The sequence below is a fragment of the Enterococcus sp. AZ062 genome, assembly GCF_051715065.1.
Lineage (GTDB): Bacteria > Bacillota > Bacilli > Lactobacillales > Enterococcaceae > Enterococcus_B > Enterococcus_B mundtii.
Genome location: NZ_JBIOTB010000001.1, coordinates 341,612 through 360,860 on the forward strand (window position 1 = coordinate 341,612; position 19,249 = coordinate 360,860).

A 19,249-nucleotide genomic window follows, 5' to 3' on the forward strand; every position below is an offset into this window, starting at 1 on the left:
TAGTGATAAAGTTATTTGCTTATGAATGAGTCAACCTATTTTCAAGTTAAGAAAATTTTAAGAATTGGTGTATTATTTTGATTTCTGTGAAAATTTGTACAAAAAATTCTTAGAACGTACCTAATAAATCGTAGAAGAGTAGTGTCATATATGAAACTCTCTGACACTGTAGATCCATTTAAGTTTAGTGTAAGGATATTAAGCTGTTAGCTACTTGTATGTAGGAGATAAAATAGGATCGCTGAAAATCAATGGGATAGTCAAAGGAGTAACTTTTTATGGAAAAAGAAAAAATATTATATAAAAATGGTAAGAAAATAACTATAAGAAGTACAAGTATCAAAAAAAGTAATGTGTATAAACGAAAGATCGCTGGGGCGTTTATAGTCATTGGTACGGTGGCAAGTAGTTTTAGTCATAGTATTGTATCAGCTGATCAAATCATTACGAATACGATAGAAATGGAAGATACACCCATTTCGCCAATCGATGAGATGGTCTTATCAGAAAGTACCACAAACTCAGATAGTGAGCGACTTGAAGCGAAAGAGGAGGAGGAAGTACCTACAGAAGAAGATAATGAAGTGACTACTCCTTCACCTGTCCCTGATTTGCCGGACAATCCGGAACCAGAACCAACTTTCCCTCAACCATCTGTGCCAGAAACGCCTAAACCACCAATATCAAGACCTCCAGCAATCGCACCTGAGATGCCAACAACGCCTCCACCGATAGGATCAGAAATAAAGGGTAATGAGGATTCAGGCACGAATGGTGTTGAGTCAATCCCAGTTCAAACGGAATCAGAGGGAGAAGTATGGACGTCTCCACCTGAAACATCTTTGGGAGCGGCCCCTGCTGAGACGGTGCCAACTGAAACCGTAGAAAGCATAACGATAACCAAAGGACCGATTGCCCGAACCGAACAGAGTAGTCCCTTTTTCAGAGGGTTTTCTGCCAATACGACCACGGAAGCTTTTATTCAAGAAATTGCGCCGGAGGCTAGAAAAGTTGCTTTAAGCAACGATCTATATGCATCTGTGATGATTGCTCAAGCCATTTTAGAATCGGGTAGTGGAAGTAGTCAATTAAGTGCATCTCCTCATTATAATCTCTTTGGAATAAAAGCTTACACCGAGGAAAATTCGGTGGAATTTTTAACACAAGAGGATGATGGAACAGGAAACTTATACACACTTAGCGCACGTTTCAAATCTTATGAATCCTACGAAGAAAGCTTTTTAGATTACGCCAAATTATTAAGAGAAGGATTAACTCAAGATGCTGATTTCTATTCTGGTGTCTGGCGTTCGAATACTTCTTCATATCAAGAGGCTACAAGGTTTCTAACGGGCAGATATGCCACTGATACGTCCTATTATCAAAAATTAGATGCATTGATCGATGTCTATGACTTGGAAAAGTTTGATATTGAAATCGATCAACTAATGATTGGAGAAAATGGATTTATCAACCCATTGGAACACTTTACGATTACGAGTCACTACGGTATGAGAGGAGCGGAGTTCCATCGAGGGATCGATTTAGCAGCCAATGCCGGAGCGCCGATCTTTGCCAGTGAAGCAGGAACAGTTATAAAATCCGAATATCACGCTTCGTGGGGAAATGTCATTTCGATACGTCATGAGAACGGATTATTTACATTATATGCGCATCAAAGTGTCAATGTTGTTGAACCAGGGCAAGTCGTTCAAAAAGGGGAAGTGATTGGTTTTGTTGGTTCGACGGGGAATTCAACTGGACCACATTTGCATTTTGAGCTATCAACAGATGCCAGTATGGAACAACGATTTTTAATCGATCCGTTTGAAATCATACAACTATGAAAAGGAGTAACCTATGAACTTTAATGCAGAGCAATTAAGGAAAATCACTTTCCCCACGGTTTCTCTAGCGGGGTACAAAAAACAAGATGTGGATGATTTTTTGACACACGCAGCAAATGATTATGACGTGATGAAAGAGACAACCACAGAATTAGAGAAAAAATTGACACTTGCAGAAAATCAAAAAGAGAATTTAGTAAAAGTATTTGAAAAAGAAAAAAGTGATTATTTAGCTGAAATCAATGAATTAAATGCTAAGTTGGATGAAGCAAGTAAAGAGGGCAGAGATGTACATGCGAAAAAAAGAAGCTTTGAAAATGCCTTGATTATTGCGCAAGATGCCGCCTTGAAGATTGAAGAAAATGCTGAATTAGAAGCCAGACGTATCGTAGAGGAAGCAAGGATTGAACAAGAAAATATTCTCAAAGAAGCAAAGGTCGAAGGGAATAATATCAAAGCCGAAGCCTATCATTTATTAGCTGAAGCAAATGGAAAAGTCAGTGAAGCGAACACTTATTATGAAGAACAGATGACGAAGCTAGAAAGTGAAAAAGAAAAAAGGACGAAAGAAATCATCCAGTTAGAAAGTGAAGCAAACAATGTCCGCTTGCAAATCATTTCAGAATATCAACGTGCCATCAATAATTTGTCTGAGGGGAAATGGCAAAACTGGATAAATGCAGTCAAACAAACGGTTAGTGATGGGAGTGAATAGTTCGGACAACCTTTCGACTTCCCCTACTTTCACCACGAACTTAGTCGGAGGATATAATAAAGCGGAAGTTGATTCTTTTTTGGAAAAGCTCAAGGCTGAACAGGAAGCAAAGAATCATAGGATTCAAGAGCTAATACGTGAGAACGCAAAGAAAACAACTGAATTAATCAATTTGATCCAAGCAAATGCCACTGTTTCTTCTATATTAAAAGAAAAAATGTCTAAGATAAAGGTGTTAGAAGGGTCTTCCCCAACCAAACAGACTGAAAAGTTAACGGATGCGATTCAAATCACCCAAGCAAAAGAAGCGCTATCTATTGAAAAAGAAAGAATCCATTGTTTGAAGAACGAGTTAAAACAGAGGTTATATGAATTTGAAGATTTTCGAACAAGGAATATCGAAGTATGGTGCAGTTCGATGACTCAGCTAAATGAAAACATCAGCGAAAGTTTAAGGAATAAGAAGAGGGAAACGTTGGATTAGTTCAGCAAGAAAAAGTTTGGAGGTTGAAGAGGTGACAGGAATCAATAAAAGCGCATGGGTTTACAAACGACAAAAATTAGAAGTGTTGGCTAAGAAACGTGTTACTTCTATCGAAGTGTTACAAGAATTGAAATTTATGAAAAGAATCGATGCAATTGAATCAAAAAATAAGTCAACGAAGTAACTACTTGTTGATTTATTCTATCAAACAATCACTGAAAACCACCAAGTAAGGAGTAGCTATACTTACTTGGTGGTTTTTAATACTCCATCCTCTCTTTTTGCACACTAAAAATAGTGTGCAATGTAAAAAATAGAGTGTGCTTGATAAAAATTAACATGAAAACCCTTTTATACCAACTTGATAAAGCGATTTCAAAGTTGGCACGATACTTGCATTATATAAAAGTGTAAGAAGAAGAAAAGGAAGTGTTCACAATGGAAAAAAGAACAATCATGCTTGTCTGCTCTGCAGGAATGAGTACAAGTTTATTAGTGACAAAAATGCAAAAAGCAGCAGAAGAAAAAGGCGTAGAAGCGGATATCTTTGCAGTTTCAGCATCAGAAGCTGATAGCCAACTAGAATCAAAAAATGTAGACGTTTTATTATTAGGGCCACAAGTACGTTTCATGCAAAGTCAATTTGCTGAAAAACTAGCACCAAAAGGGATTCCGTTAGATGTTATCAACATGCAAGACTATGGCATGATGAACGGGGCAAAAGTATTGGAACAAGCAGAATCATTGATCAATAAATAAAAACAAGAAAAAGAGGGAAGAAAATGGAAGATCAAAAAAATTTAGAAGCGATCATGGGCTTGATCATGTTCGGCGGCAACGCAAAAAGCGATGCAATGGAAGCGATCGCGGCTGCGAAAAAAGGTGACTTTGAATTAGCAGATGCAAAAATCAAAGATGCAGAAGAATCATTGGTTCAAGCACATCATTCGCAAACAGGGTTATTAACACAAGAAGCACAAGGGGAACACATGGAAGTTACTTTGTTGACCGTTCATAGTCAAGATCATTTGATGACATCGATCGCGTTTACAGATTTAGCAAAAGAAATTATTGATCTATACCGTCGTATAGATGCTTAAATAAAAGTTTTTTAAAGGAGAAAAGAGGAAAAGATATGGATAGCTTTGTAGCATTTATGGAGAAACACTTTATACCAGTCGCATCAAAAATCGGTGCGCAACGCCATTTAGTGGCCATTCGTGACGCTTTTATGGTCAGTATGCCATTAATGATCTTAGGCGCTTTAGCTGTAATGATCAATAACTTGCCGATCCCTGGATTCCAAGAATTGATGAATTCGATTTTTGGTGGTGAAGCATGGAAAGGATTCGGTGCGGCTGCTTGGAACGGAACGTTTGCGATTCTTTCTGTTTTGATTGCGTTCTTATTAGCTTATCATTTAGCAAACGGTTACCGTAAAGATGGCGTATCTGCCGGAGTGATTTCATTAGGTTCATTCTTCGCACTAGGCGGCGCTTTAGGTATGAGTTCAAACGGATTATTTATTGCAATTATTGTCGGAATTATTTCAACAGAGATTTTTGTTCGTTTAAGTGGAAATGAAAAATTGATCATCAAAATGCCAGACGGAGTGCCACCGGCAGTAGCAAAAGCATTTGCGTCATTATTACCAGCGATGATCACGATCTCATTTTTCGCACTAATCGCTGCAATTTTTGCAGCATTCGGTGTTGCTGATATTGTCGGAGCATTCTACACGGTGGTTCAAGAACCATTTATGGGTCTTGCTAACTCTTATCCATCTGCATTATTGCTTGCATTTATTACACCGTTCCTTTGGTTCTTCGGATTACATGGAGCAAACATGGTCGATCCATTGATGCAAACCATCAATGCGCCAGCGATCCAAGCAAACGTCGAAGCGATTGCTAACGGTCAAAGTGCACCATTTATCGTCAACAAACCTTTCTTTGACAGCTTTGTCAATTTAGGTGGTACAGGTGCAACACTAGGCTTACTGATTGCGATCTATTTAGTAGGACGTAGAAACAAACCTTATATGGTCGTAACGAACTTATCGATTGCACCAGGTGTTTTCAACATCAACGAACCAACAATGTTTGGTCTACCAATCGTCTTGAATCCAGTGATGTTTATCCCATTTATTTTAACACCGATGGTTTTAGTAACTGTTGCGTACTTTGCGACATCAACAGGACTTGTACCAGCAGCTACAGTAATGCCACCATGGGTAACACCACCAGTGATCGGCGGATTTTTAGCAACAAACAGTCTTTCAGGCGCAGTGTTATCTGCTGTCAACTTACTGATTTCAATTCTGATCTATCTACCATTCGTTAAAGTAGCAACGATCCAAGAAATGAAAAAAGACGCATTGAACGCGTAAGAAATAAAAAACGGAGAGCAAGTGATTGCTTTCCGTTTTTTTGTGTTACTACTGTTATCATTGCTATTTTTCAGAAAGCAACGTATAGTTTTTGTAAGCATTTTATTTGAATAGGAGGATAGCGTATGAATACAACAGATATTCAAAAAAGGATCGAACGATTCCAAGCATATGGGAACACACTTCCAGGAGCTAAGGTATATTTTCGTGAAGATTGGGAAACGCTTTATTTTGATTTGGATGGTAAACAGTTTGGGATGATGAGTCCAGAAGCAAATGAAAAAGCATTGATCACGTTAAAACATTTTCCAGAAAAAAACGAGGAATTACGAACGATGTACCCTGAGATCATTATACCTGGTTACTATGCCAATAAGAAACATTGGAATTCGATCATGTTAGGCAAAGATGAATTGTCAGACGAGGAAATCGAGAAAATGATTTTGATTTCTTATGAATTGGTACTAGCTAAATTCGCTAAAAAGAAACAAGAAGAAATCAAAAACTCAGTGATAGAAAGTGATAGAAAGTGATTGAAAGCTTGAAGGGGCATCAATCATTTTCTAGTCGATGAAAAAGGTCTGGAAATAGGGGCAACCTATTTCCAGACGCTTAATAAAATTTGTGCAGATGGACTAAGAATGTTTGGATCGATGATTCGCCTCTACATTTTTGTCACAGAAATAATCAACATCATCGGTCGTCTTAATTCGTCTTTCATACCAGGCATATCTAACATATGTGACGGTGGTATTGGTTCAAGCACATGGTTGATTTGAAAGCCATTAGACAATAATGTCTCAAGATAAGTTGTAATCGTTCGATGATATTTTTTTACAGAAGATCCTAGGAAGTTTGTGTCACGCTCCCCTTCGTCAAAATAATGGTCAACTGGAAAGTGCATGATCTGACTGTCTTCTGTATAAATCCAATCTTGCCGACCATCCGCTGTAAAAACAGGATGTTCAACTGAAAAAAGAAATTGGCCATTCGGTTTTAGAAAGTGATGGATATGCTTGACGAGCTGCTCCCAATTTTCCACATAATGGATAGCTAAAGAACTGAACACGACATCAAACGAGTCTTTTGCAAACTGAATCGTTGAAATATCATCTTTTATATAACTGATCGTGGTGTCATTTGTTCGAGCTCGGGCTTCTTCTAGCATCTTCTCAGACAAGTCGACACCAATGATTTTTTTTGCCCCTTGCGAAGCAGCGTAACGACAGTGCCAACCATAGCCACATCCAAGATCAAGGACTGTTTGTCCATGGAGATTGGGGAAGATAGTTGCAAGCGTTGGCCATTCTCCAGCACCTTGTAAGCCTTTTTTGCTACGAGGCATTTCTTTGTATTGATCAAAAAATTGTTGATCGTCGTAAATGTTTGTCATAATTGTTTCCTCCATGTCATTATTTTATACCACTAAACAACATGGAGCTCGTCTCTTTTGTGTGCAATCATCTCGCTCACTCCTTTGATTTCTATTCTAGCTTAGGTTAGAAAAAGAAGCAAAAATCCAAGCAACAGATAAAAGTACTTCGTGGTCTAATTTGACACTGCGTATAGAATGACTGGAGGTTGCAAAATTGAATATGTATCAATGGATCAAGTTAAATGAACACCCAGAGCTAATGGAAGAAACCGCAAGTTGGTTTTCCTCAAAATGGGGAATTCCTGCTGTAGTGTATAAGGAAAGTATTCGTACTGGCATCATTGCGAAGGAAAGTATTCCACAATGGTACGTCGTTCTAGATAAAAATGAAGCAATCGTTGGTGGAGTTGGCGTGATCGAAAATGACTTCCACGACCGTCCAGATTTAGCACCTAATCTTTGTGCTTTATATGTTGAACCGGAGCATCGGAATCAGGGGTTAGCGAAGTGGATATTGGAACAAACCAGAAAAGAGATGCATCGATTAGGGTTTAAACAACTTTATTTGATTACAGACCACACTTCCTTTTATGAACGATACGATTGGTCATTTTTGACGATGGTCAAGGAAGAAAGTGGAACAACTGCCCGGTTGTATCAAATCGCTACAATAAACTAAAAAGAGAAGCGCGAGAGGTGTGTTCAAATCTCGCGTTTCTCTTGTTTGGCTTGTTCTCTTCGTTGTTTTTTTTCATCATAGATAAAGATATTACGTACGATACGCAAGATGGGGCGAGTGGTCAAGAAGATGGCGCCTGCTAAATATAAGTAATTGCTGTAATAATCAGGAATTTTCGTGATCAAAGCAACACTTCCCAGGACATAAAAGATTCCTGTCAGCAAATCGACCGCTAATGAAATCAACGTGTAACGATTTTGAAAATACAAACGAAAGCGCCGTCCACGGATCTCAATATCTTCTTCTTTGCCAATCTCGACATCATGGGTATTTCGTTTGATTTTTGGCATATAAAATCACCTAACTAGTTTTTATTTCTACGGTTTCAAAACAACTTTGATATTTTTATCTTCTTTTTTGTCAAAAATCTCGTATGCTCGAGCCGCTTCTTCTAACGGCATTGAATGAGTGATGATCTGAGTTGGATCAAACATTCCTTCTGCAATCATGTCATAAATTTTAGGCATCAAGTGGACAACTGGTGCTTGCCCATGTTTGACGTCAATATTGCGCATAAAGAATTCTTGAAGTGGATAGGAAGAAGCAGGTGTCATATAAACACCAGTGATTTGTACTGTACCAAATTTTTTCACCGCTTTAGCAGCCATTTGGATAGGTGAGATCGTTCCACTTTGTAAGCTAACTAAATTTTTAGCTTTTTCTTTTGTTGGCTCTAAACCATCCATTCCGACACAATCAATGATGACATCTGCACCGCCACGAGCTAACTCATATAAATCATCTCCGGCTTGGTTCACGTCGTCTAATAGATAGGTTTCGATTTGATTATAGCGGACCGCTTTGTCCAAACGATGTTTGACAGGATCGACCGCAATGACACGTTTTGCTCCTGCCATCACAGCAAATTTTTGTGCAAATAAACCAACAGGACCTGAACCTAAGACGACGACGGTATCATCTTTTTTAACCCCTGCATTTGCAACGCTCCAATAAGCGGTTGGTAAAATATCAGATAAAAATAAAACTTTTTCATCAGGTAAATCATTATCTGGAACGATAAATGACGTAGAATCGGCGAAAGGTACCCGAAGATACTCTGCTTGACCACCCCAGTGATTTCCGTTCAATTTACCAAAACCGAATAATCCGCCGTATAATTCTTCCTGATTGGAATTATCACACTGACTTTCCATATGGTTTGCACAAAAATGGCAATGGCCACAACTAATATTAAAAGGAATAACTACACGTTGCCCTTTTTTCAACTTCTTCACTTCGGAACCAACTTCTTCGACAATCCCCATAGGTTCATGTCCAACAACATAGCCTTTTTCCATAACGGATTCCCCATGGTGATAAAGATGGAGATCAGATCCACAAATCGCTGTTGCAGTGATACGGATGATTGCATCGGTTGGTGCTAAAATTTTTGGATCATCAACATTTCTAATTTCCATTTTTTGCTTTCCTTGCCAAGTGACTGCTTTCATCGTAGTGCTCCTCTCCTGTTTTCGTTAATAAAACTAACGATAGTTATTTATAAACTCATTCTAAGGGAATGTTACTTTTTTTCACAATGAAACGCGCTTTTAGTTTTAGTTTAAAACAGTAAAATAACTTTTGACGAAAAAAGGAAGTTGTAGTTTTATTGACTGAAAGTTATAATTAAAGTAGTTGGTTTTCAAAAAAATAAAACGTAAAAGAACAATTTTTTGTGCTGACATAGGAAAGGAGAGAAATGAGAAATAGTCGATTAATCAAAATAATTATAGGAGTCGTGTGTACAGTCTTGCTCTTTTTTTTATCGATTGGCGGACTTTTTTATACGACTTTAGCAAATGAAGGATTTATGAATGAGCAAATCAAACAAGCAAACTACATACAAAAAGTAACGAAAGAGATCAATGGTCGTGTCCAGAGCTACCACCAAGAAGCAAGAGTCACTCCAGAATTACTTGCCGACAGTGTATCTGAGGAATTAGTTAAAAAGAATATCGAGCATTTTGTCAAAGAAACTTATCGCGGCAAGCAACCAAGCTTGATCCAAGCAACGGAGTTGGAAGAACATATCAAAGAGACGATCCATACATATAAAACAGAACATGAGATCAATATTGAAGAAGGGATTGCGGGAGAAGAACTCGCTTTACATATGATCGGCGGGATCTTTGAACGGAGTGTCCAACCAAGTTATCTGCATCTTTTTATTCGAGGAATCAATGACCTGAGCCACCAGGTACTTCACTATGCTTGGGGCATTGTGAGTGTGAGCCTATTGATCTTAGCGGGGTTCATTTATTTCAATCCTGGCTCTATCCGTTCACGTACCAAAAAATTTGCGTGTAGTCTGATGGGCGCTGGACTGATAAGTCTAGCATTGGCCGCAACTTTATACTATGCACAGATTTTGCAGACGGATGAGCAAATGGAGTCACTTCAAGACTTGATGCGGACGTATCTTTCTAACTTTACTCTGATTGTTTTACTGATCGGTGGAAGTGAGATTGTTGTGGGCGGCTTTGCATGGCTCCTTGCGAAAAGAGAAAACAAAAAAAGAACTGTCGGGCAAAATCAAAAGTAGCGAAACAAGAAAAGTCCTCCACCTATTTCCATAGGTGGAGGACTTTTCTTTTAGGACTGAAGTAGCACAGGAAAGTGAACTCCTTTAGTGAACCTCAATCAAACATTTTTTTCGCTGCACGCATCAACGTAGGGATATCTTTGTCATAACGTGGTGTTTTCACCAAACGTGACATTGGAATACCTGCAAAATGGAACGCAGCAATTTCTCCTGAACGAACAGCACTTTGTTCGGTAAATATCATTTGATAAGGCTGTTCAACGAACTCACCAGTAAAGGCAAGGTTTGTTGAATGTTTAGGAATGACTTTTGGTCGATCACTTTTCGCACGATTGTTGAATAAGGCAGAAGCATATGGCATGTAAACCGGAATATTATTGATGACACTATCGTAGATTTCGGTTTCTTTTTCGCGAATGTTTACTGGACCAGGATCAACTTTTGAAAGCTGACCAAGCAATTCTTCCAACATTTCTTTTCCGTTCATTTTAATATACTCTTTGTCGACAAATTCACCACGACGTCTTGGATACAAGAAGTAGCCCCAAATTACTGTTTCATTCGGTTTTTGTGAAGTGAAATGCGGTTGGTGATGCACGACGATCGACATATTGACATCTTTTTGACCAAGTGGGGTGATCGGTGTTGTTGAAATAAATGAATTCAACGCATTACCTGGTTCTTGTGTCGTGATACGTGTGATCTCGTTTAGCAACACATGATTTTTCGTTGTCAACGTAAAGCTGACCCATTCACTTGCGTCACGATCTGCGAAAAATTTATCTGGATTACCTAAATTGTAGAATTTTTCACTGGCTTTTTTCCACAAACTAGAAGCAGCACCGTAATCCATATTTTCCTCTGCGGGTGTTTCGTAGTCGCCAAGTGTTGCCGAATCAGTGATCGAACCATTCGTAAATAATACGCCAGTATCTCCATCAACGACGACATGTTCTTCTTCTTGTGTTTTTGTATTGATCATTTTCAAGCCAGTCACAGTGATTTCATCTTGCATCGCTGTTTCTTTGAATTCCCAGTCAATGACACGACGATTCAAAATGATTTTACATCCTTGTTCTTTCAAATAATTGATCAGTGGCAACATAATACTTTCGTATTGATTATAGCGTGTCCGATTGACCCCAACTAAATGCTCGATTTGAGTAAACTCATAAATCATTTGGTGCATATAGCGACGTAATTCTTGTGCAGAACTACGTGTTCGAAAAGCGAAAGTCGTTTCCCACATAAACCAGAAGTTTGTTTCAAAGAAATGAGGATCATCTTTGAAATACTCAGCAATCGTCACATTATCTAATTTTTCTTCTTCTGAATCAGGCATGGCAATCAGTTTCGTTAATAATACGCGATCTTTATTGTTGAAGCCTAATTTACCGCCATCAATGATTCCCTTGCCACCTTCCAACAAACGAGCTTTATCAAAAGTCGGATGTTTGGCATCGAAATCTCGTGTATCTTCTTCGGCTGTCATGCCCGGTTCTGTAGCAGAAGGGATGCGACTGAGTAGATCCATCAAATCGACATACGTACGGTAATTCAGCATACGTCCACCACGTGCAACGTAGCCTTTTTGATTTTCTAATGGGTGATTTTTGTTCCAATATTCATCAGTAACTGTGTCCACAGGAGCGCCATCATTTGATCCATGGTCATCTAAGGAGTAGAAAGTGATTTGATCTCCACGCCATTTGCCTTCTTGGATCAAATAAACAGCTGCTGCCATATTCGCGATTCCTGCACCAATCATAATTGCTTTCTTTTTTTGCATTGTCCAATCCTCCAATATCTCCTAAATCATTGTATTCTGGCTAATTTTCTAGATTGATTCAAATTCGTCATAAAGGTGACTATCATCTTCTAGTAAGCCTGTTTTTTTGCCAAGATAAACAGCACCTATAGCGACTAGTCCTAAGCCAATGCCTACTTTCAACCATTTCTTGTTCATAAAAAAACCTCCTTTTGGTTTGTGAACTATTTCTACTTCAAAGCATAGAGCGTTTAGAAAAATAAGCCAAATGATAGGGTAAGGAAGCAACCTGGGTTTTTGACAGTTTGGAGGAAGTGTCTGTTTTTTCGTGTGTTTTGTAATAAATTCTTAACAAAGAGAAGTAAAAAAAATTTGGGAATGAGTTATAACGCGTTTTAATTCATGTGAATCAGAAAGGTGTGGAAAAGATGAAGAGTTTAAAGGTGAGAAAAATTGGGAATAGTGTCGGTATCATTTTACCTAAGGAACTTAGGTTACATGAGGGGAATATTTTGAGCTATACGAAAGAAGGTACAACATTGATAATTGATACAAAAGAAGTGATGAGAGAACAAGACCGTAAAGAAATAGAAAAAGCATTTACTGATTTCTCAAAAGGTTTAGTAGTTTCCGAATCTGAAATGAAAGATACTTTTAGTAAGTATGGTTGAGGTGAGTAGATGGTGTATACGATCGTGTATTCGGAGAGTTTTCGCCAGGGGTTAGAGCAGTTGATCAATGGATGGGGAAATGAATTATTTTTATCTAAAGAAAATATTCGACATTTTACAAGGATGATCTATCAATCAATCGAACTTACTAAAAATTTTCTCGAAATGCATGAAGAAATATCTGCGTTGTATCATTTTCATGAACGTACATATCGTATATTAATCGGAAACAAATATGCCATATTTTACCGAATAAATAAAAAGAAACATCTTATTTTGATTGGCAATATTTTTCAGCAACGTCAGATGAAGCTCAGCGTTCAATAGCTAATAGTTAGTTTTGCTCAAACTGGACGAAACTCCGTACTCTTAGTAGGATAGGAGTAGAAGAAAAAGTGGGGTGTTAGGATGTTTAGTGAAACGTTGGTCCATTTGTTGGAATGGGTGACTGCGATTTTGAATATTTTCTCGATTTTAGTCTTATTGGTTGGAATTTTTTTAGTTTTAAAAAATTTGATGTTGGAACGTCCACTGATCAAAGATTATGCGACGCGGAATCGGCGGAATGCGGATATTCGAAAACTACTAGCTAGTTATATTTTGTTGAGTTTAGAAGTACTGATCGTGGCAGATCTCATTGAATCTGTCATTAAACCAACTTGGACAGACATTTTAAAATTAGCATTGATCATTATCATTCGCACGATCATCTCTTATTTCTTAAATTTAGAAATCGCGAGTCATGTATCGCATGAAAGAAGGGAAGTTTGATGGAACTCAGTTGGATGACACTTCTTTATCCATATCTTGAATGGTTGGTCTTGATTTTAGATATTTTTGCCATTGCGGTCTTATTATGGGGTGGTTTTCTTTCGATCAAAGATTTTTTGAAAGATTCTTTGAACCCGTCATTCAAACAAAATGAACGGATTCATCAAAATAATGGCATCAAAAAAATGCTGGGTGGGTATATCTTATTGAGTTTAGAGATATTGATCTCTGCTGGGATCATCGAGTCGATCATCAAACCGACATTACAAGATATTTTTCAGTTGGCCGCATTAGTCGTGATTCGTACGATCATCTCTTACTTCTTGAATAAAGAAATCGGTCCAGCGGATGTCTAAGTTTGCATAATCATCATAGGCAGAATGGGCAAATGATATTAGTGATCACGTCTCTTAAAATTGGATAGATAGTTTTTCAGAAAGTAACAATTATAAAAAAAGCTAGAAAAACCAAAATCTTGTAGGATGAATTTTTGGTTTTCTAGCTTTTTTTATGGAACTGTCTAGTTTTTCACACGCTTTATACGACAGAATAAATGTGTGCAAGAGTTACTATTACGAAAGTATGCCTCCCTCATGAACTATTTTTTACAAGCAATATAATCGCTTGTTCCACTGTTTCGACTGAGATTGGAATAACATGTTCCATGGACAAGGCAACAGGGGTGTAGAGTGTACGTTCACACAACAGCCGGTTAGAAGAGGCTGCCACAAAATCGAGAGCTTCTTTACTTAATTGTTTATAAATCATTGGCTCAACGGAAATGTCACATGTCGTAACGGCCTCTAAAGCTTCGCGATAAATCAAGTATTTGATATCTGAGTTGGTCACGATCCGCACAGTTAATTTTTGTTTATCTAAGCGTAAAATACCAGTCAATTCAATAACGAATGACCGCAGACAATTTGGATTGATCTTTAATTGATAAGGAAGTGCATGGCTCCAATCGCTAACGATCCGTTTTACTTCTTCAAATAACTCTCGTTGTTCATCGGTCAATAAATGGAATTTTTCAGGTAAGAACAATTGATAGTTTTTCCAAGCAGAACGCAAAATACGTATCAAAGCACGCTCAAAAGCTTTGTTTCCAAGAAAAGGATGGTCAAAATGTTGTTCAAATCGTTGGATCAATTGTTTTGTCTCTGGATTATTTTCAATAAAGACCTGATGCAATTGGGCAAAATCCTCTTCGATTGCTTCATAAGAATCAAATCCATAATCACATAGATTGAAGAGTATCAGAATAAAATAAAATTCATTTGGTTGAAAAAATTGCTTAAACGGACTTTCTTCCCAAGCAGCAAGAACGAAATGATAAATCGGTCTCTTTTTGATTTTATCGATGAATGATGGATCGATTGATAGCGGGGCATCTTTTTGATAGAACAGACTGATCAGAAAGCCTGTTTGCAAAATCTCTTGGGTATCCCGATCATAGATTCGCCCACTTTTTTTAGTGACTGCTTGAATAAACTCTTGCGCTTGGACATCAAAGGAGCAAGGAAGAGAGAGGTCAGGCAATGTGCCTGTCCGATAGCTCACATTTAGCAAAACCAAGCGTCTTTCGATGTCAGTAAAGTGAGGGGAATGATGTTCAATGGCGATATCGCATGCTTGAAAGTAGTCTAACACTTGTTTCTTCAATGCGTAAGCTTTGCTGACTGAAACAAATTCGAGTTCGGTCAATTGGATATAATCTGGTTCATCCTCTAAGTAAAGAAGGCAAGTTTTTAAAAATAAAGACGGCCGAGAGAGTCGTTGCATCAATTGGAAGCGAGAAGTTGTTGGTGCGAAGTATAAAGAATAGGTTTCTTTTTCTTTTGATTGATAAATGATTTGGTCGCTCAATTCTCTACTTAATGATTTGATATCATTCAACAGAGTGGTTTGACAAACATGTAACAAAGTAGCTGTCGTTGGAAGATCGACTTCCTTATTTACATAAAACTGTCCACAAAGAAAGAGTTGGCGTAAGAGATTTTTCTCAAGATAATGTTCAATCATGGGGAATCCTCCCTATTTGTATAGTCATGCACAAGCACGTAGCTATTATGCCATGTTTTTTGTAGATACGCATCTATCACCCAATCTTTCTTAGCAAACAAAATGCTAAATTTACTTATTTTTGTTATTGTATCTGTTTTAATTAAAAAAATTGGGAACTGATTGATAAAAAGAACCAAATAGAAAAAAAAAATATGACTATTTTTCAACGAATAAGTACATTTGATTTCTTTTTTTTGTTCGTGACTTAAACGTTATAATCAATAAATTGAACCATTCTTAGTAGGAAGTTTAGTCACAACGTTCGTTTTTTTGAGCTAAAAATACAGAATAATCAGACTTTATTTTTTTTGTCTTCAAAGTAAGAAATATAAAGATATGTTATTAAAAAAAATTTTTTAAAATTTGAGCGTATAGTCAAACACGTAAACTGATCAAGCAACAACAGCCGGCTGAGTATTTCCTGTGATCAGGTAACAAGAGAGGAGAAATGAATCATGAAAGATATGGACATCAAAGCCGTCTTTATTGGCGACAAAGCAGAAAATGGCCAAGTGTATAAAATGTTATTGAATAAGATGTTGGATGAACATTTAGGTTGGCGTGAAAATTATTTACCAGCTGACCTTCCCGCAATCAGTGAAGCAGACAAATCAACAACGTCTTATCTTACGACTCGACAACATATGATGGAGGTCTTAGATGAAGTCAGTGAACGAATGCGTGCCGGTTCAATTCCTTGGCATTCAGCCGGACGTTATTGGGGCCAAATGAATGCAGAAACATTGATGCCAGCTTTGTTGGCTTATCACTTTGCGATGCTTTGGAATCCTAATAACGTGGCATTGGAATCCTCAATGGCCACATCACAAATGGAAGCAGAAATCGGAGAAGACTTTGCGAAGCTGTTCAGTATGCCGAATGGTTGGGGACATCTGACAGCGGATGGTTCAATTGCGAATTTAGAAGGTCTATGGTATGCCCGTTGTATCAAATCGATTCCTTTAGCGGTCAAAGAAACTTATCCTGAAAAAGTGAAAGACCTATCGGATTGGGAATTACTTAATCTATCTGTAGAAGAAATCTTAGAAATGATCGAAACATTTACTGATGAAGAATTAGACAATGTCAAAGCTGCATCTTCACGAAGTGGGAAACACATCCAAGAATTGGGCAAATGGCTTGTTCCTCAAACCAAACACTATTCATGGATGAAAGCATTAGATATTTGTGGTGTCGGGTTGGATCAAATGATCGCGATCCCCGTTGATGACTGCTACCGAATGGATGTCCAAGTATTGGAAAAAACGATTCGTGAACTAGCTATCCAACATATCCCCATCTTAGGTGTGGTCGCTGTTGTAGGTACAACGGAAGAAGGACAAGTCGATCGTGTCGATCAAATCGTTGAACTTAGAGAAAAATTGAAAGATGAAGGCATTTATTTCTACCTTCACGTGGATGCAGCTTATGGTGGCTATGCACGTTGCTTGTTCATGAATGAAGCGTATGAATTTGTGCCTTACGCATCATTAGCAGAATTTTATGAAGAACATCATGTTTTCCATCATGAAGTGAAAATCGAACGAAGTGTTTATGAAGGATTCAAGGCAATCAGTGAAGCAGAATCAGTGACTGTTGATCCCCATAAAATGGGCTATGTACCTTATGCGGCAGGAGGAATCACGATCAAACATAAAAGTATGCGGAATATCATCTCTTATTTTGCACCTTATGTGTTTGAAAAATCCGTTAAAGCACCAGATATGTTAGGTGCCTATATTTTAGAAGGTTCAAAAGCTGGGGCAACGGCTGCGGCAGTTTGGACGGCACACCGAGTTCTGCCTTTGAATGTCACTGGCTATGGTCAATTGATTGGTGCATCGATCGAAGCCGCTCAACGTTTCAGAGAATTTCTTGATCAATTAAGCTTTACTGTCAATGGGAAAACAATCGAAGTCTATCCATTGAATCATCCAGATTTCAATATGGTCGATTGGGCATTCAAAGTCCAAGGTTGTACAGATTTAAAAGAAATCAACCGTTTGAATGAAGAAATGTTTGATGTCTCCTCTTATATGGAAGGTGATGTGTACGCAGAACGCTTTATCACTTCTCATACGACCTTCACGCAAGCGGATTATGGCGATTCTCCAGTGGCATTTGTTGAAAGCATGGGTGTTCCAAAAGAGGAATGGCAAAAAGAACAACAAGTTACTTTGTTGCGAGCTGCTATCATGACTCCGTATTTAACCGATGACAACATCTTTGATTATTACACCGAAGCCATCAAACACGCAATGGAAGAAAAACTAAGAGAAGTTCTTGCGTAGTTTTAGTGATAGAAAGAAGGATCGATCATGACAGACTCAAAATCTACCAAACAACTGTCAACGTTAACGTTTATTGGGATGACTTGCGCTTTAGTCGCAAGCGTCCGCAATATTCCTGATGTCGCTGCCACTGGTTGGACGATGTTGTTTTATATGTTAGTCGCTGTACTCTTTTATGCGTTTCCGATCTCTCTGATCTCAGGAGAGTTTGCAGGGATGTTTCCTCAAAAGGGAGGACCAGAACTATGGGTCTCTCAATCCCTCGGTAGAAAATGGGGATTTGTCGTCTCTTGGCTTTTATGGGTTCAAATGTTTCCAGGGATGGTCATGGTTGCCTCAGCACTTGCCCCATTGTTTGGCAACATGGTCAATAACGTCCCATTGGGCTTGAATAGTAAATTCACATTACTCGTGATTTTAGTCGTTTATTGGATCATCACACTATTGAACTTAAAATTCGACATGGCAAAAATTGGCGGGAAAATCGGTGTCTGGTTGGGGTTGTATATCCCGTTGGCATTAATGCTCCTATTGGGTGTCGCAGCATGGATCAAGGTCGGTATCATGCCAAATGGAACATTAGGAAAATTTTCTTGGGATCTTTTAGTTCCCGATCCAAGTACTGCAAAATCATTCGTTTATTTTGCACCGATCATGTTCATTTTTACTGGAATCGAAATGTCTTCTGTTTATATCACTCGATTGGCACATCCAGTTAAAACTTATATACGCGGTATTTTCGCTGCGTTAGTCTTTTTATTTGTGGTAAACACGCTGAATGCGTTGGTCGTTGCCAATGTGGTACCAAAGGGTCAAATGGAGTTGAATAATATTGCCCAGTCTATTTCGATCGATTGCCAAATTCTTGGCTTGCCACATATGATTGTGAACCTATTCAGCTTACTTGTATTTGTCGGTGTCGCTGTACAATTGTCTGCTTGGGCTTCTGGTCCAGCCAAAACTGTTACAGAAAGTGCAAGAAAAGGCGCGTATCCTCCTCGTTTCAATTTTTGGAAAACCAATGAATTTGATGTGTCAAAAGCGGTGATCTTGACACAATCTATTATCATTTCTGTGTTTGCCCTATTCTATTTATTGATTCCAGGAGTCAATCAAGCATTTTTGATGTTAGTAAATGCAACGACAGTGATTTATTGTATCGTCTATCTCATCATGGGTGTCGCATTCTTACGTTTTAGAAAAACAAATCCGGCTATCCCTCGTCCATTTCGAATTGGTAAAAAAGAGGGAAATGGGAATCTCGGTGCTTGGCTTGTTGTGTTAGTCTTATTTGCAGCAATCGTTTTTTCTGTCGGACTTACATTAAAAGCTGGTACGTGGATCAACTTTGTGGCTGTCGTATTGATCAGCGGCATTCTTTTTGTTGCCCCATTATGTATCGAAAAAATTAGAAAACCTTCTTGGGAACAAGAAATAAAAAACAAATTGAGTGAACAAAAATCAATGAAGCAATCGGAGTAAAGGGGAAAAATTTCGTTTGAAAAGCAAACCTAGAAACCTGGCTCATATTAAATCACACTAATTATTTCATGTTTGCCTGAAATAATCGACATAAGAAACCCTCCTTCTTAC

22 protein-coding genes are annotated in these 19,249 nt (G+C 38.2%); 16 read left to right on the forward strand and 6 right to left on the reverse strand.

Annotation, left to right across the window (positions count from 1 at the left end):
- The first annotated feature begins 278 nt into the window (after positions 1-278).
- From IGJ00_RS01640 to IGJ00_RS01675, 8 genes are all read left to right on the forward strand, one after another.
- Positions 279-1,847 carry a peptidoglycan DD-metalloendopeptidase family protein gene (locus IGJ00_RS01640; protein ID WP_438844037.1) on the forward strand — a complete coding sequence of 523 codons (1,569 nt, stop codon included), beginning with the start codon at positions 279-281 and terminating at the stop codon, positions 1,845-1,847.
- Positions 1,848-1,860: 13 nt separating this feature from the next.
- Positions 1,861-2,562, forward strand: coding sequence for a DivIVA domain-containing protein (locus tag IGJ00_RS01645; protein ID WP_071866200.1), 702 nt, complete (start codon positions 1,861-1,863; stop codon positions 2,560-2,562).
- Positions 2,563-2,641: 79 nt separating this feature from the next.
- A complete protein-coding gene (locus IGJ00_RS01650) occupies positions 2,642-3,046 on the forward strand; it encodes a hypothetical protein (protein ID WP_147287471.1) in 405 nt (134 codons plus the stop codon).
- Between the two features lie 31 nt (positions 3,047-3,077).
- On the forward strand, positions 3,078-3,230 hold the full coding sequence (locus IGJ00_RS01655; protein ID WP_157811363.1) for a hypothetical protein: 153 nt from the start codon (positions 3,078-3,080) through the stop codon (positions 3,228-3,230).
- A gap of 254 nt (positions 3,231-3,484) precedes the next feature.
- On the forward strand, positions 3,485-3,805 hold the full coding sequence (locus IGJ00_RS01660) for a PTS sugar transporter subunit IIB (protein WP_010736487.1): 321 nt from the start codon (positions 3,485-3,487) through the stop codon (positions 3,803-3,805).
- 23 nt (positions 3,806-3,828) lie between these two features.
- The gene (locus IGJ00_RS01665) at positions 3,829-4,146 is read left to right on the forward strand and encodes a PTS lactose/cellobiose transporter subunit IIA (protein WP_010736486.1); all 318 of its coding nucleotides are present in this window, start codon (positions 3,829-3,831) and stop codon (positions 4,144-4,146) included.
- Positions 4,147-4,181: 35 nt separating this feature from the next.
- Entirely contained in the window at positions 4,182-5,435 is a 1,254-nt protein-coding gene (locus tag IGJ00_RS01670) for a PTS sugar transporter subunit IIC (RefSeq protein WP_019723248.1), read from the forward strand.
- A 125-nt stretch (positions 5,436-5,560) separates the two neighbouring features.
- On the forward strand, positions 5,561-5,968 hold the full coding sequence (locus IGJ00_RS01675; RefSeq protein ID WP_071866202.1) for an MmcQ/YjbR family DNA-binding protein: 408 nt from the start codon (positions 5,561-5,563) through the stop codon (positions 5,966-5,968).
- Positions 5,969-6,099: 131 nt separating this feature from the next.
- On the opposite strand, the gene IGJ00_RS01680 is transcribed toward IGJ00_RS01675, so the two are convergent.
- Positions 6,100-6,828, reverse strand: coding sequence for a class I SAM-dependent methyltransferase (locus IGJ00_RS01680; protein ID WP_074799647.1), 729 nt, complete (start codon positions 6,826-6,828; stop codon positions 6,100-6,102).
- 202 nt (positions 6,829-7,030) lie between these two features.
- On the opposite strand from IGJ00_RS01680, the gene IGJ00_RS01685 reads away from it, so the two are divergent.
- A complete protein-coding gene (locus tag IGJ00_RS01685) occupies positions 7,031-7,489 on the forward strand; it encodes a GNAT family N-acetyltransferase (protein WP_074799669.1) in 459 nt (152 codons plus the stop codon).
- 23 nt (positions 7,490-7,512) lie between these two features.
- Here the strand turns inward: IGJ00_RS01685 and IGJ00_RS01690 are convergent, their stop codons facing one another.
- Both IGJ00_RS01690 and IGJ00_RS01695 read right to left on the reverse strand, forming a co-directional pair.
- A complete protein-coding gene (locus IGJ00_RS01690) occupies positions 7,513-7,839 on the reverse strand; it encodes a YrhK family protein (protein ID WP_074799648.1) in 327 nt (108 codons plus the stop codon).
- A gap of 27 nt (positions 7,840-7,866) precedes the next feature.
- On the reverse strand, positions 7,867-9,000 hold the full coding sequence (locus IGJ00_RS01695) for an alcohol dehydrogenase catalytic domain-containing protein (protein ID WP_019723244.1): 1,134 nt from the start codon (positions 8,998-9,000) through the stop codon (positions 7,867-7,869).
- Between the two features lie 248 nt (positions 9,001-9,248).
- Here IGJ00_RS01695 and IGJ00_RS01700 point away from each other — a divergent pair, with 248 nt between their 5' ends.
- Positions 9,249-10,091 carry a hypothetical protein gene (locus tag IGJ00_RS01700; protein WP_438844038.1) on the forward strand — a complete coding sequence of 281 codons (843 nt, stop codon included), beginning with the start codon at positions 9,249-9,251 and terminating at the stop codon, positions 10,089-10,091.
- 94 nt (positions 10,092-10,185) lie between these two features.
- On the opposite strand, the gene IGJ00_RS01705 is transcribed toward IGJ00_RS01700, so the two are convergent.
- Positions 10,186-11,880, reverse strand: coding sequence for an oleate hydratase (locus tag IGJ00_RS01705; protein WP_074799650.1), 1,695 nt, complete (start codon positions 11,878-11,880; stop codon positions 10,186-10,188).
- 48 nt (positions 11,881-11,928) lie between these two features.
- Positions 11,929-12,057 carry a methanol dehydrogenase gene (locus IGJ00_RS01710; RefSeq protein WP_074799651.1) on the reverse strand — a complete coding sequence of 43 codons (129 nt, stop codon included), beginning with the start codon at positions 12,055-12,057 and terminating at the stop codon, positions 11,929-11,931.
- A gap of 230 nt (positions 12,058-12,287) precedes the next feature.
- Between IGJ00_RS01710 and IGJ00_RS01715 the strand changes: the two genes are divergently transcribed.
- From IGJ00_RS01715 to IGJ00_RS01730, 4 genes are all read left to right on the forward strand, one after another.
- Positions 12,288-12,530: an AbrB/MazE/SpoVT family DNA-binding domain-containing protein gene (locus IGJ00_RS01715; RefSeq protein WP_086335363.1), complete on the forward strand. Its 243-nt coding sequence runs from the start codon at positions 12,288-12,290 to the stop codon at positions 12,528-12,530.
- A gap of 9 nt (positions 12,531-12,539) precedes the next feature.
- Positions 12,540-12,857 carry a hypothetical protein gene (locus tag IGJ00_RS01720; protein ID WP_086335364.1) on the forward strand — a complete coding sequence of 106 codons (318 nt, stop codon included), beginning with the start codon at positions 12,540-12,542 and terminating at the stop codon, positions 12,855-12,857.
- Between the two features lie 81 nt (positions 12,858-12,938).
- On the forward strand, positions 12,939-13,301 hold the full coding sequence (locus tag IGJ00_RS01725) for a DUF1622 domain-containing protein (protein WP_010736474.1): 363 nt from the start codon (positions 12,939-12,941) through the stop codon (positions 13,299-13,301).
- Positions 13,301-13,657 (forward strand): DUF1622 domain-containing protein, encoded by a 357-nt coding sequence (locus IGJ00_RS01730; RefSeq protein WP_142432907.1) that lies wholly within the window; start codon positions 13,301-13,303, stop codon positions 13,655-13,657. The genes IGJ00_RS01725 and IGJ00_RS01730 overlap by 1 nt, the downstream gene beginning before the upstream one ends.
- Positions 13,658-13,892: 235 nt before the next feature.
- Here IGJ00_RS01730 and IGJ00_RS01735 read toward each other — a convergent pair whose 3' ends face one another.
- A complete protein-coding gene (locus tag IGJ00_RS01735) occupies positions 13,893-15,323 on the reverse strand; it encodes a DNA-binding protein (RefSeq protein WP_438744645.1) in 1,431 nt (476 codons plus the stop codon).
- 497 nt (positions 15,324-15,820) lie between these two features.
- Here IGJ00_RS01735 and tdc point away from each other — a divergent pair, with 497 nt between their 5' ends.
- Together tdc and IGJ00_RS01745 are read left to right on the forward strand one after the other, a co-directional pair.
- A complete protein-coding gene (tdc, locus tag IGJ00_RS01740; RefSeq protein WP_438744647.1) occupies positions 15,821-17,656 on the forward strand; it encodes a tyrosine decarboxylase in 1,836 nt (611 codons plus the stop codon).
- Between the two features lie 27 nt (positions 17,657-17,683).
- On the forward strand, positions 17,684-19,138 hold the full coding sequence (locus tag IGJ00_RS01745; RefSeq protein ID WP_071866210.1) for an amino acid permease: 1,455 nt from the start codon (positions 17,684-17,686) through the stop codon (positions 19,136-19,138).
- Positions 19,139-19,249 lie beyond the last annotated feature (111 nt).

What these genes read in the sequence shown, in the direction of transcription:
- IGJ00_RS01725 (WP_010736474.1), top strand. Translation starts at nt 12,939, where the DNA reads ATGTTTAGTGAAACGTTGGTCCATTTGTTGGAATGGGTGACTGCGATT.
- IGJ00_RS01660 (WP_010736487.1), top strand. Translation starts at nt 3,485, where the DNA reads ATGGAAAAAAGAACAATCATGCTTGTCTGCTCTGCAGGAATGAGTACA.
- IGJ00_RS01730 (WP_142432907.1), top strand. Translation starts at nt 13,301, where the DNA reads ATGGAACTCAGTTGGATGACACTTCTTTATCCATATCTTGAATGGTTG.
- IGJ00_RS01715 (WP_086335363.1), top strand. Translation starts at nt 12,288, where the DNA reads ATGAAGAGTTTAAAGGTGAGAAAAATTGGGAATAGTGTCGGTATCATT.
- IGJ00_RS01680 (WP_074799647.1), bottom strand. Translation starts at nt 6,828, where the DNA reads ATGACAAACATTTACGACGATCAACAATTTTTTGATCAATACAAAGAA.
- IGJ00_RS01710 (WP_074799651.1), bottom strand. Translation starts at nt 12,057, where the DNA reads ATGAACAAGAAATGGTTGAAAGTAGGCATTGGCTTAGGACTAGTCGCT.
- IGJ00_RS01695 (WP_019723244.1), bottom strand. Translation starts at nt 9,000, where the DNA reads ATGAAAGCAGTCACTTGGCAAGGAAAGCAAAAAATGGAAATTAGAAAT.
- IGJ00_RS01665 (WP_010736486.1), top strand. Translation starts at nt 3,829, where the DNA reads ATGGAAGATCAAAAAAATTTAGAAGCGATCATGGGCTTGATCATGTTC.
- IGJ00_RS01720 (WP_086335364.1), top strand. Translation starts at nt 12,540, where the DNA reads ATGGTGTATACGATCGTGTATTCGGAGAGTTTTCGCCAGGGGTTAGAG.
- IGJ00_RS01705 (WP_074799650.1), bottom strand. Translation starts at nt 11,880, where the DNA reads ATGCAAAAAAAGAAAGCAATTATGATTGGTGCAGGAATCGCGAATATG.
- IGJ00_RS01640 (WP_438844037.1), top strand. Translation starts at nt 279, where the DNA reads ATGGAAAAAGAAAAAATATTATATAAAAATGGTAAGAAAATAACTATA.
- tdc (WP_438744647.1), top strand. Translation starts at nt 15,821, where the DNA reads ATGAAAGATATGGACATCAAAGCCGTCTTTATTGGCGACAAAGCAGAA.
- IGJ00_RS01670 (WP_019723248.1), top strand. Translation starts at nt 4,182, where the DNA reads ATGGATAGCTTTGTAGCATTTATGGAGAAACACTTTATACCAGTCGCA.
- IGJ00_RS01685 (WP_074799669.1), top strand. Translation starts at nt 7,031, where the DNA reads ATGTATCAATGGATCAAGTTAAATGAACACCCAGAGCTAATGGAAGAA.
- IGJ00_RS01700 (WP_438844038.1), top strand. Translation starts at nt 9,249, where the DNA reads ATGAGAAATAGTCGATTAATCAAAATAATTATAGGAGTCGTGTGTACA.
- IGJ00_RS01745 (WP_071866210.1), top strand. Translation starts at nt 17,684, where the DNA reads ATGACAGACTCAAAATCTACCAAACAACTGTCAACGTTAACGTTTATT.
- IGJ00_RS01735 (WP_438744645.1), bottom strand. Translation starts at nt 15,323, where the DNA reads ATGATTGAACATTATCTTGAGAAAAATCTCTTACGCCAACTCTTTCTT.
- IGJ00_RS01675 (WP_071866202.1), top strand. Translation starts at nt 5,561, where the DNA reads ATGAATACAACAGATATTCAAAAAAGGATCGAACGATTCCAAGCATAT.
- IGJ00_RS01645 (WP_071866200.1), top strand. Translation starts at nt 1,861, where the DNA reads ATGAACTTTAATGCAGAGCAATTAAGGAAAATCACTTTCCCCACGGTT.
- IGJ00_RS01690 (WP_074799648.1), bottom strand. Translation starts at nt 7,839, where the DNA reads ATGCCAAAAATCAAACGAAATACCCATGATGTCGAGATTGGCAAAGAA.